A 13249-nucleotide genomic window follows, 5' to 3' on the forward strand; every position below is an offset into this window, starting at 1 on the left:
AAAATTAGTCTCTAATATTAATATTTCCTCCAATAAAAGTTTTTTTATTTACTTCTTTTGGGTTACCGTACACATCAATAATACCACCTGCTTTAACTTTCAAATCTGCTCGTTCTGATGCAAATATCTCAGCCTCGCCTGCTGCTGTAATTTTCACATTGGCAATTTCAGATCTTAATTGTTCGCCTTCATAAATACCTCCTGTATTTAAAACTACTTCTTGATTTACTGTTACACCTGATGCTTCTACTATACCACCTGTAACTGCTCTCACTATTAAATAAGAAACATCCAAACCAACTTTAATTTGTGCTCCCTCTTGCGCTTTAAGTTCTATAGCATTTTGCTCAATAGTTTCGTTTGAAGCTATTTTAGCACCTTCGTTTCCGTCAATAAGATCTAAATGCTGGTAATGAACTTCAACAAATGTGTTTTCTCCGTGAAAAATTTTATCGAGCTCCATCCTTATTTTTAAAACACCATTTTTATTTACTAAGTTGATATCATCAACATTTTCACCTTTAATAAGCACTTTATTTTCTTCAGATTTAATAAGATTCACTTCAATCAAATCAAACACTTTAATTTCATTAAAACTTCCCATATCTTTTTCCACAGTTCTTTGTGCAAAAATGTTTGCTGATAAAAACAAAAAGATTACAATACTATATTTCATAATGTTACATTTTATTTAAAGAGTATTAAATTATAAAACTGTTACAGTTTAAAATAAAAAAAACCCGCTTTATAAATAAAACGAGTTTTTTTATTACAACAATTTATAGCTTTTCAACTATCCATTGATTATTTTTTCTTGGTGATTAATTGATTCTTGGTGAATCGCTTTAAACATTTTCAAGATAAATTCTTCACTTAACCCTTTAGATTCTCCTTCTAAGATCATTGCTCCTAAAATTTGGTTCCAACGGTTAGATTGAAGAACAGCAACATTTTTTTGTTTCTTTAAACCTCCAATACTATCAGAAATTTTCATTCTTTTTCCTAACATTTCAATTAATTGACCATCAATAACATCAATTTGAGCTCTTAGGTTCGTTAATTCACTGTTGTACTCAGCTTCAGGATCTGACTCTTTTCTGATTTTTAAGTCACGCATAATCTGAACTAATTTTTCAGGCGTTACTTGTTGTGCAGCATCACTCCAAGCATTTTCTGGGTCATAATGAGTTTCAATCATTAAACCATCAAAATTTAAATCTAAAGCTGTTTGAGATACATCAAAAATCATTTCTCTGTTTCCTGTAATATGTGATGGATCACTAATTAATGGAAGATCAGGGAATTTGTTTTGAAACTCAATAGCTAATTGCCATTCTGGAATGTTTCTATATTTAGTTTTCTCATATGTAGAAAAACCTCTATGGATTGCTCCTAAATTTTTAATACCTGCAGTATATAAACGCTCAATACCACCTAACCATAAAGATAAATCTGGGTTAATTGGATTTTTAACCAATACAATCTTATCAGTTCCTTCTAAAGCATCTGCAATTTCTTGCATGATAAACGGACTTACTGTTGAACGAGCACCAATCCATAATAAATCTACATCATACTCTAATGCTAATTTAACGTGAGCTGCATTTGCAACCTCAGTACAAGTTTTTAAACCAGTTTCTTCCTTAACTTTTTGCAACCATTTAAGACCTAAAGCCCCAACACCTTCAAAGTTTCCTGGACGCGTTCTTGGTTTCCAAATTCCAGCACGAAAATAATTTACATCTGTATCTTTTAATTCATGAGCAATTTTTAATACTTGCTCTTCAGTTTCCGCACTACATGGCCCTGCTATTACTAGAGGATGATCTAATTTCATATCATCCAACCATGTTCTCATTTGTTTTGAATTCTCCATTTCTGCTTATTCTATTTTTTATTAAGTGGTATTCCGTTTAAAATTTCTTTTATTCTATTCGTATTATTCATTTCATCATAAATCCCATCTGAATCATCTTCTACGATCATTTTTTTAAAGGATTCTAGATTCTGTATATACTCTTCTAATGCTTCTACTACCTTTTCTTTATTCTGATTAAAGATTGGTGTCCACATTGCTGGTGAACTTTTTGCCAAACGAACTGTGCTTTCAAAACCACTTCCCGCCATGTCAAAAATATCACGTTCATTTTTTTCTTTTTCAATAACAGTCTTTCCTAACATAAAAGAGCTGATGTGTGACAAATGTGATACATAAGCTATATGCTTATCGTGAGCCTCAGGGTTCATATATCTAATTCGCATTCCTAATTGCTGAAAAATAGCTAATGCCTTTTCTTGTAATTTAAACGCTGTTTTTTCTATTTCGCAAATAATATTTGCTTTGCCTCTAAACAAATTATTTATTGCCGCTGATGGCCCTGAAAACTCAGTACCTGCAATAGGATGACATGCTAAAAAATTTCTTCTCTTCGGATGTTCAGCTACTACTTTACAAAGTAACGATTTTGTAGAGCCTGCATCCAACACAACTGCATCATCATTTACGATATCCAAAACTTTAGGAAGTTCTAAAACCATAATATCTACAGGTACTGAGACGATTACGATATCCGCTATTGACAAATCATTATAAGTTGCTTTTTTATCAATTACTTGTAATTCTAACGCCTCATTTACGTGAGATTCATTAATATCTATACCATAAATTGTTGCATCAGGATTATGTATTTTTATATCCTTGGCCATAGAACCACCAATTAACCCAATACCTATTATAAATATGTTCATAATCTTATTTTTGCAACTCTATATGAGTAAAACGCTAATTTTCTAATTGATTTTAATTAAAACCTACTAATCGCTTCTTTAATTTTTTCTTCTGTAACACATAATGAAAATCTAATATAACCTTCTCCATTACTTCCAAAAATTGTTCCTGGTGTAATAAATATATCCTTATCGTATAATATGTTATCAATAAATTCTTCTGCAGAAGAAGAACCTTCTGGTAATTTTGCCCAAACAAACATACCCACCGAATTATCATCATACACACAATTTAGTTTTTCAACTAACTGCAACATTAATTCTTTTCGTTTTGAATAGGTTTCGTTTACAGAGTCAAACCATTTTTGACCGCTTTTTAAAGCTGTAATTGCTCCTTTTTGAATGCCATAAAACATTCCAGAATCCATATTACTTTTAACTTTCAATACAGGGTTTATAAATTTTTCATCACCTAAAACCATACCTACTCGCCAACCTGCCATATTAAAAGTCTTACTTAATGAATTAAGTTCTAATGCTACTTCTTTAGCTCCTTCAACACTTAAAATACTTATAGGGTTGTTATTTAAAACAAAGCTATATGGGTTATCATTCACTAATAAAATATCATTGCGCTTTGCAAAAGCAACTAAAGCTATTAATTGATCTACCTTAGCAACTGCTCCTGTCGGCATGTGTGGATAACAAACCCACATAATTTTAACTTTAGACAAATCTTCTTTTTCTAATACTTCAATATCCGGAAACCAATCATTATCAGCCACTAAGTCATAATATTTAGGTTGAGCACCAACTAACTTTGTAACAGAACTATAAGTCGGATATCCCGGATTAGGGATTAATGCTTCATCACCTGGGTTTAAAAAAGCCATGCTAATATGCATGATACCCTCTTTTGACCCCATTAGTGGTAAAATTTCTGAGGCAGGGTTTGCCTCTACATTATATTTATATTTATAAAAACTAGCTACAGCTTCACGAAACTCAGGCAAACCTTGGTAACTCTGGTACTGGTGTGCTCCTTCTTCCAAAACTGACTCCTGAATTGCTTCTACAACTTCTTGTGAAGGTGCTAAGTCAGGGCTACCAATTCCCATATTAATAATTGGCTTACCATCTGCCATTAAGCCTCTAACTTCTCTTAATTTTTTAGAGAAGTAGTACTCTTCAACTGTTTTTAACCTATCTGCTGTAGTAATCATACCCTAGCGTTTTTATATTCTCCTAATATTTTGAACTCTTCTGTCATTATTTCTAAAAGTGATTTTGCTTTTGCATACTGCTGATATTCATCAAAAGTAACATCGACAAAAAATGCATATTTCCAAGGTCTTTCGATAACTGGTAATGATTGAATTTTAGTTAAATTTAAATTACAGTCACTCATCACGTTTAAAATTGTTGCCAAACTACCTCTTTTATGATCTGCAATAAAACGTATAGAAGCTTTATTAATTTCAGCCTCTGGCAATTCTTTATTTTCTTTATTAATAATTAAAAAACGAGTAGAATTATTAGTAATCGTTTGTATTTCTGATGCAACAATTTCTAAATCGTATAATTCCGCAGCCGCTTTTGGAGCAATCGCCGCTATTGTTTTTAATTCTTCTGCTTGAATTCGTTGTGCTGTTTCAGCAGTATCCGCCGCTTCAACCAATTTTATTTCAGGATAAGCTTTTAAAAATTCTTTACATTGCAATAATGCCATCGGGTGAGAATGTACTTCTTCAATATCCTCTAATTTCCGCCCTTTAAATACCATCAAATTATGATGAATATTTAAGTATTGTTCACCAATAACATGCAATCCGTTTTGGTGTATTAAAGCATAATTAGGTATAATTGAACCTGCTATTGAGTTTTCAATTGCCATTACAGCTTTATCAGCTCTGCCAGATAACGTTTTACAAACTAGCTCATCAAAAGATAAACATTCAACTAACTCAATATCATCACCAAAATAGTCTCTTGCTACTTGATGGTGATTTGAACCTTTAATACCTTGTATAGCTATTTTTAAACTCATTTTATTCCTTATTATTATTCATTTTTTTAAAGTATAAACTTCAAAAAAGGTCAAAAAAAAAGTCCCGTTTTAAAACGGGACTTTTAATTGTTTATATTTTAACATATACTACAACAGTCCCGTACCTCTCTTAAAAAAGAAGTAAAAAAAGAAACCGTTCCAGAAATATTGATTTGTCATAATTGTTCTAAACTTTTGCTAAAGTAATAATTATATTTAAAAAACAAATAATTACTAGATCTTTTTTTTAAAGTTTGATAATTTGTTGATATTAACTTAATAAATCGAGTCTTTTATTAAGTTAATCATAAAGCATTAAATAAAACAAATAAGACCTCTTGAAAGAGGTCTTATAAAAATATAAATGAGATAATTTACTTAATTTTTATCAAAATAGTACTCATAGCTATATGTTTCACCAGAATACGAATCTGACTCTAAAATAACTAACTCATTAGCAGAAACACTTATTTCTCCTTCTAATAATAAATAACCTTCTGGCTCTAGTTCTGAATAAGTTTCTCCTTCATAAGTTTCCGTATACTCAAATTCAACTAAAGTTAAAATATTTTGCTCTTCATTATAAGCCCAATTACCTGTTGAAGTATATGTTTCCCCTCCATCTTCTTCATATACGACCTCACAAGCCTCTCTCGATGCATCATAATCCAAACCAATATACTCTGATTCTTGAATGAAAGAATAAGTTCCATCTTCATTAAATGTTATTACTAAATTATTAAGGGTGTAACATTCATTTACAACCACCTCTGATTGAATATTATTGTCACAATACAATTGAGTATCATAACTCTCGCATGATTCTTCTCCTGCGTCAATTGTATCTCCGTTATCAATTTGTTTTGTAAAATCCCAATCACCAACAAGATTTACATTACCACCCCAAGACTCAACAGTTACACAAACCTCTTCTGGCTGACTAATGTTACCTTGATTATCATAAACACAAATTACATAACAGAATGTTCCTGCAGGAATTTCAGAAGTGAAATTGACATCTATTGATGTATCTTCATCTTTTTGAGTTAACGCTCCTTTTTTAGTAAAAAAATCTTTTCTTTCTTTAGAAAGTACTTTACCACTATAATAATCGGTAGCACTTGAAGGTACATCTATATAAGTATCTGCCATACCATTTTCATCATATAACTGAATATAAATTCCTGCAAAATCTTCTGGCTCTTCAAATATAATTTCAAATCCATTTTCTTGAAATGCAGTTTGAGTTGTATAATCTATACTGAAGTCTATGCCTCCTGTTGGTGTAACACCACCTTCATTAACTGTTGCTCCGTCAATTATAATAGCTGCGGAAATAGCATTTATATCTAATAGTTCATCTTCAACAACATTAACTCCCTCAGGATCTATATTAGTTGACAAATCTCCATTATTGTCGTCACTACTTGAACAAGAAAAGATAATAAAACTTAAAAATAATAAGATAAATAAATTGGTTTTTTTCATAATTTAAATTGGTTAAAATTTAATAATCACTTAAAGATTACTAACTACTAACTGTTAAATTATATAAAAATTGTAAGAAACAGATTATTAAGTATTATAGATAACTTTATATTAATATTACGGAAGATTACGAATTTAATAAACTTACCACAACCTCATCTAATTCCTTTTGAATTTTTGGGTTCGTACAATTGATTAATATTGAAACAACCATTTTTTCTTTGGGGTATATAAAAAAATTAGAATAACCTCCTACCCCATTACCTATATGACCGTAGTAAGATCTACCTAATTTATCTTCACTTACTTGCCAACCTAATCCATAATAAGTTTTCTTCCCTTTTATAGTTTCAGAAGAGATAAACTTACTTATTATTTTTTGATCTATTTTGACATTTTTCGACATATAGGCTTGTCCAAATTTTGCAATATCAGAGGATGTTGCTAAGAAACCACCACCAGCTAATTTATAATAGTTGTTTACTGGGATTGCTTTTCGAAACCCTAATCTATTTTTTGAGTAAAATATAGTTAATTGCAGTTCTTTACTTGACACTTCAGTTCTTCCTGAAAGATTACATGCAAATGTTTTTGATAATCCTAACGGTTGTAATACCCTGTCTAGTACATATTTTTCAAAAGGAATGCCGCTAGCTTCCTGCATTGCTAAGGATAACAATACAAAATCGTAACTATTGTAATAGTAATTCGTGCCTGGTTTAAAAAGTAATTCATCATCTTTAAAAATAGCAATACTTTCTTTTATAGAATACGGTTTATTTAAAGCATACTCCTTACCTAAATAACCGCGAATACCTGCAGTATGGCTTGCTAATTGTCGAATAGTAAAATCCCATTTTTTTTTAGGAAAATATGGTACATAAGTATAGAACGACTTATCTAAATCAATTACATCCTCTGAAACCATATGAGCTAATGCTGTTGTTGCTATTGGTTTAGAAAGACTTGCTATTCTAAATACTGATGTTTGCGGGTTTACTTTCTCTTTTTTATCAATATTAGCATATCCGTAGCCTTTCTCAAAAAAAAGGTTGCCATTTTTTAAAACCGTAATTGCTAAACCGGGAATTTTATTTGAGTTTATTAATTCTTTTAATAAACTATCTGCTTTTGCTAAACCTTTTAATTCTTTACCACTATCTATTACTCGCTTGTAAGCAAAAAAATCTCTTAGATATGTTAATAAAGGTTTCATTAATCTTTATAAATTAATTCTCCTTTATAATATTCCCCTACACTTACTGTTGTAGGTACATTATAAGAAACTACATCCCCAGTCCCCGTAATAGTTCCGGTTAAAGATTCCACAGGATAAACCAGCATATCATTTGAACCTCTATGAGTTACCGTTACATTTTTAGCTATTAGCGTTTCGGCCTCTATTCTTGAATCATCTGCTGCAAAATTGATCGATAAGTTTTCAACTTCCCCTGACAACTGATAATACGACACTCCATTTGCCACAACACTCACAGAAGTTGAATTTAATTCTAAATCAAACTCACCGTCAGTTGTATCAGCTTCTTCATCACCAAAACTTTCTGACAATAGTGATAATGAATCGTAATTTAAAACGCCATCACTTTCAATTGGATATCCCGTACTACTTCTAATTTCTGATATATTAGGTGATGTTACATAAACTATCGTTAATTCATAGTCTCGAACAAAATTACAGCTATTATCATTGGTAACTATTAGCCTATCATCCGAAACTTCTAATGAAATATCGTTTCTTAAGTTTTCTCCAGTTTCTAAAATGACTTTCTGCTCATCACCATCTTTCAAAATCAATTTTACATTTTGAAATACAGTAATTTTTGTAAATGACTCTAAAGTTATTTCTTCTTGAATTATATCTCCTGAAGATTGAAAACAATCAGACACACTCTCGCTGTCGCAACCAAAAAATATGAGACAAATTAATGTTAGTATAAAATATTTTTTCATCATCTTTTACAATCGTATTCCTACTCCAAATTCAACTGCTTCCGCCTTTGCTCCGTGAGATTTTAAACTTACTACTCCGTACATTTTATTTTTAAAATAACGTTTCATACCAACTCTATTATAAACCCTACCTTCAAATTCAAAAGGATAATATATATAGTAACCTAACTGTGTAATTACTGAGGTTTTATTAAAAAATAATTCATGACCCACAAAAACTCCAACACGCTTATAGTCATCATCAGCATCAATACTTCCTTCAGGAAATGCAATTGCTCTATAAGTTACATATTCTTTTAAAAAGTTAGATAGAAACAATTCTGTTCCTAATTGAATTGCACTTAACGTACCTACACGTTTATCAACATAACCAGAAAATATATAAAAAGGATATTGACCAGAATCCACTACATCACTTTCATTAATCCCAAATCTAAAAGCGAAATTAAATTTAAATGGTTCTGTAATTTTTTCATTAGACGTATCAATATAATTAATCTTTTTTCCACCATCTAAATCGTAAGTGAACCCTGCATTAAAAGCAAATGTATTGGTAGACTTATTAGGTGCTTTTACATTGGCGTTTGAATAATGAATGATTGAGATACCCGCTTTAAACCCTACACCTTTTACAATATTTTCTTTATGTAAATTCAACATTAAGTAGGTAGAACTTAATATATGTGAACCAAAAACATTATTCCTAAAATTCGTTTCTTTATCATAAGGATTAGTATTATATGCAATACCTTGCCCCAAACGTAATTGTAAAAAACGCTTTAAGAAATAGAAATTATAGTGTGCATAGACTCCAAAATTGCGCCCTAAAATATCATTATTAAATTCTTGATAAATAAAAGAATATCCTAAATCAGGATAATTGTAACGTTGTTCCCATTTTTTGTAGCCGTAAGTTTTTCGGTTTAAACTTAAAATCACACCTGCTTGGTGCGATGTAAGTAAATGGCTAACATTTGGACTATGCCGCATGATGGAACCGTAAAATTGGTTTGCATCTAAAGTATATCTTTTAACTTCTTTTTCCTCTTGAGAAAAACATAGAAAATTTACAAAAACAAAACCTAATAATATTCTAAACTTCATAGCTTACATTAACCCAACCAAAAGTACTAATTCACTAGTAACAACTAGTCTAAAAACCAAGTAATTATTTAAAAAATAGCTTTTGCTATTGCTTTTATATTATTCGACTTCCCCATAGAGTAATAATGTAAAACAGGAACACCCGCTGCTTTCAATTCTTTCGATTGCTGAATAGCCCATTCCACACCAACTTGCCTAACATCAGCATTATTCTTACAAGATTCAACAGCATCAACTAAATCTTGAGGCAAATCTAAACTGAAAATTTGTGGTAATAATTGTAAATGGCGTTTCACTGCTATTGGCTTAATCCCCGGAATAATTGGCACATTAATCCCTATCTCTCTAGCTGCTTCAACGAACTCAAAGTATTTCTTATTATCAAAAAACATCTGTGTAACAACATAATCTGCACCAGCATCAACTTTTTGTTTCAAACGTTTTAAATCTGACATAAAAGAAGGCGCCTCTAAATGCTTTTCTGGGTAACCAGCCACTCCAACACAAAAGTCAGACTTATCTTCGCCTTGTACATCATCAAGTAAATATTGTCCCTTATTTAAATTCTGAATTTGAGAAACCAAATCACTAGCATACACATTACCTCCATCTGTTGGCTTGAAATATTGTTCCTCTTTCATTGCATCGCCACGTAAAGCCATCACATTATCAATACCTAAATAATGACAATCAATAAGCATATACTCCGTTTCTGCTTTTGTAAAACCACCACAAATTACATGCGGTATAGTGTCAACATCAAACTTATGCTTTATTGATGCACAAATACCAACTGTACCAGGTCGCATACGGGTAATGTTTTTTTCATACAGACCTTCTTTATCAACATAAACGTATTCTTCACGAGAAGTTGTCACATCAATAAATGGCGGATTAAACTCCATTAACGGATCTATATTATCATATAAATCTTGAATTTTTTTCCCTTTTACCGGTGGTACAATCTCAAAGGAAAACAAAGTTTTTCCGTTTGCATTTTTAATGTGATCTGTTACTTTCATTCCCTTAAACTCCTGATAAGTTTTATATTTAATATTATTATAAAAATTGGGCGTTTTAACAGGCTATTCGTTATATCTTTTTTGCTTAAAAAAAAGCAAAAGAGGATACCACTACTATCCTTAACGCAAATATATTACAAGTTCAAATTTATAAATTAATCATCTGAAATATTTGTTGCCAACCATTTGGTTGCTTCTTCCAAAGAAATTCCTTTTCTATTCGCAAAATCGGCAACTTGATCTTCTTTTATTTTTCCTAATCCAAAATAACGAGCTTCTGGGTTTGCAAAATAATATCCACTCACACTTGATGCTGGCCACATAGCCAAACTCTCTGTAAGCTTAACTCCTATTTTCTCCTCTACACCTAATAATTCCCAAATAGTTAGTTTTTCTAAATGATCAGGACAAGCAGGATAACCCGGAGCAGGTCTAATACCTTTATAACTTTCATTAATCAATTCTTCGTTACTCAAATTCTCATCATTTGAATAACCCCAATGATTCATACGAACTTCTTTATGTAAATATTCCGCATAAGCCTCTGCCAAACGATCTGCTAATGCTTTTACTAAAATAGAATTATAATCATCTAAATCAGCTTTATAAGCATCTGCCATTTCATCTGCACCAAAACCCGTACTTACACAAAAACAACCAATATAATCTTGTTTGCCAGATGTTTTAGGAGCTATAAAATCTGCTAAAGCAAAATCGGATACCCCTTCACGCCTTTTTAATTGCTGACGTAGGGTTCTAAAAATGTATTTTTCATCCTCCGATTTTAATTCAATATCGTCATCGCTAATTGCATTTGCAGGAAATAAGCCAAAAATAGCTTTAGCTGTTAGTCTTTTTTCATCAAATATCTTTTTAAGCATTTTCTGAGCATCATCAAATAACTCTACAGCCTGCTTACCTACAACATCATCAGTTAAAATATCTGGAAACTTACCATGCAATTCCCACCCTCTAAAAAATGGAGACCAATCTACATACGGTTCTAATTTTTTTAAATCAACATCTTCAAAAACCTGAATTCCTAATTGATTTGGTTTAATAATTTCAGAAGTAGCCCAATCAATCTTAAATTTATTAGCACGTGCTTCCTCTATAGTTTTGTATTCTTTCTTTTTTGTTCTACTTAAAAACTTGTCTCTGAAAGACTCATAATCTAGTTTTATATTTTTCTTATAATCAACTGAAGTGTCTTTCTGCAACAAATCACCAACAACAGTAACTGCTCTTGAGGCATCATTTACATGAACAACAGCATTACTATATTGTGTATCAATTTTTACAGCCGTATGCGCTTTACTAGTAGTTGCACCACCAATTAACAATGGAACTTTAAAGTTTTGACGCTCCATTTCTTTTGCTAGAAAAACCATTTCATCTAAAGACGGAGTAATTAACCCACTTAAACCAATAATGTCAACATTGTGCTCAATTGCCGCATTAATTATTTTTTCCGGTGGTACCATAACTCCAAGATCTACAATATCGTAATTATTACATGCAAGAACTACACTTACAATATTTTTACCAATATCATGAACATCACCTTTCACTGTTGCCATTAATATTTTACCAGCACCTTTATCATCATCCGCTTGCGGATTTTTAAGCTTTTCTTCTTCAATATATGGTAACAAATAAGCTACGGCTTTTTTCATTACTCGGGCAGATTTTACAACCTGAGGCAAAAACATTTTACCACTACCAAATAAATCACCAACCACATTCATACCGGTCATTAAATTACCTTCGATAACCTCAATTGGTTTATCAGTTGCTTGCCTTGCTTCTTCTACATCTTCAATAACATATTGATCAATACCTTTTACTAAAGCACGTGTAATTCTGTTTTGTAAAGACTCTTCTCGCCAAGACAAATCAACCTTACTTTCTTTTGCAGTACCAACAACAGTTTCAGCAAAATCAAGCAAACGCTCAGTTGCATCATCTCTTCTGTTTAATACAACATCTTCTACACGCTCTAATAAATCTTTAGGAATATCATCATAAACACCCAATAAACTTGGATTTACAATACCCATATTCATACCTGCATCGATAGCATGGTATAAAAACACAGAGTGCATAGCTTCACGAACGGGATTATTACCTCTAAAACTAAATGAAACATTACTAACACCACCACTAACACTACAATGTGGCAAGTTTTCACGTACCCAACGTGTAGCTTCAATAAAATCTATTGCATTCAGTTTATGCTCTTCCATTCCTGTTGCAACAGGAAATATATTTAAATCGAATATAATATCTTCAGGAGCAAAATTTACTTCGTTCACTAAAATATCATATGTTCGTTTCGAAATTTCCAACCTACGATCGTAATTATCTGCTTGACCAACCTCATCAAAGGCCATTACAATAACAGCGGCACCGTAACGCTTGATTAATTTAGCGTGGTGTTTAAACTGTTCTTCTCCTTCTTTAAGACTTATAGAGTTTACTACACATTTACCTTGTACGACTTGTAAACCTGCTTCAATAATATCCCATTTAGAACTATCAATCATTATGGGAACTCTTGAAATATCTGGTTCTGCAATCACAAGATTTAAAAACTTAACCATGGCTTCTTTACCATCGATAAGTCCGTCATCCATATTAATATCAATAATTTGAGCACCACCTTCTACTTGCTCACGAGCAACATCAAGTGCCTCTTCAAACTTTTCCTCCTTTATTAAACGAAGAAATTTTTTCGATCCTGCAACATTTGTACGTTCACCTACATTTACAAAGTTTGTATTCTCAGAAAGTACTAACGGCTCTAGACCAGAAAGTTTTAGATACCTTTTAGGTTGTTTGTTTTTGGTTGTTGATTGCTTTTTTAAATTATCTGACATCATTATTCTTT

11 protein-coding genes are annotated in these 13249 nt (G+C 31.6%); all 11 read right to left on the reverse strand.

The genetic code is table 11. From position 1 onward, the window contains the following. Window positions 1-4: 4 nt before the first annotated feature. The gene (locus tag KO500_RS01575; protein WP_215954739.1) at window positions 5-676 is read right to left on the reverse strand and encodes a head GIN domain-containing protein; all 672 of its coding nucleotides are present in this window, start codon (window positions 674-676) and stop codon (window positions 5-7) included. Window positions 677-793: 117 nt separating this feature from the next. Then, a complete protein-coding gene (locus tag KO500_RS01580; RefSeq protein ID WP_215954740.1) occupies window positions 794-1876 on the reverse strand; it encodes a bifunctional 3-deoxy-7-phosphoheptulonate synthase/chorismate mutase type II in 1083 nt (360 codons plus the stop codon). An 11-nt stretch (window positions 1877-1887) separates the two neighbouring features. After that, a complete protein-coding gene (locus KO500_RS01585) occupies window positions 1888-2748 on the reverse strand; it encodes a prephenate dehydrogenase (RefSeq protein ID WP_215954741.1) in 861 nt (286 codons plus the stop codon). 56 nt (window positions 2749-2804) lie between these two features. Then, entirely contained in the window at window positions 2805-3950 is a 1146-nt protein-coding gene (locus KO500_RS01590; RefSeq protein WP_215954742.1) for a pyridoxal phosphate-dependent aminotransferase, read from the reverse strand. Further along, the gene (locus KO500_RS01595) at window positions 3947-4774 is read right to left on the reverse strand and encodes a prephenate dehydratase (protein WP_215954743.1); all 828 of its coding nucleotides are present in this window, start codon (window positions 4772-4774) and stop codon (window positions 3947-3949) included. The genes KO500_RS01590 and KO500_RS01595 overlap by 4 nt, the downstream gene beginning before the upstream one ends. Window positions 4775-5152: 378 nt before the next feature. Beyond that, window positions 5153-6262, reverse strand: a complete 1110-nt coding sequence (locus KO500_RS01600) for a hypothetical protein (RefSeq protein WP_215954744.1) — start codon at window positions 6260-6262, stop codon at window positions 5153-5155. 127 nt (window positions 6263-6389) lie between these two features. Further along, a complete protein-coding gene (locus KO500_RS01605) occupies window positions 6390-7478 on the reverse strand; it encodes a serine hydrolase domain-containing protein (RefSeq protein WP_215954745.1) in 1089 nt (362 codons plus the stop codon). Then, window positions 7478-8236 carry a head GIN domain-containing protein gene (locus KO500_RS01610; RefSeq protein WP_215954746.1) on the reverse strand — a complete coding sequence of 253 codons (759 nt, stop codon included), beginning with the start codon at window positions 8234-8236 and terminating at the stop codon, window positions 7478-7480. The genes KO500_RS01605 and KO500_RS01610 overlap by 1 nt, the downstream gene beginning before the upstream one ends. Window positions 8237-8239: 3 nt before the next feature. Beyond that, window positions 8240-9337, reverse strand: a complete 1098-nt coding sequence (locus KO500_RS01615) for an acyloxyacyl hydrolase (RefSeq protein ID WP_215954747.1) — start codon at window positions 9335-9337, stop codon at window positions 8240-8242. 68 nt (window positions 9338-9405) lie between these two features. After that, window positions 9406-10359, reverse strand: a complete 954-nt coding sequence (metF, locus tag KO500_RS01620; protein WP_215954748.1) for a methylenetetrahydrofolate reductase [NAD(P)H] — start codon at window positions 10357-10359, stop codon at window positions 9406-9408. Between the two features lie 155 nt (window positions 10360-10514). Beyond that, entirely contained in the window at window positions 10515-13238 is a 2724-nt protein-coding gene (gene metH / locus KO500_RS01625; protein WP_215954749.1) for a methionine synthase, read from the reverse strand. Between the last annotated feature and the right edge of the window lie 11 nt (window positions 13239-13249).

The organism is Cellulophaga baltica, from assembly GCF_018861125.1.
Lineage (GTDB): Bacteria > Bacteroidota > Bacteroidia > Flavobacteriales > Flavobacteriaceae > Cellulophaga > Cellulophaga baltica_A.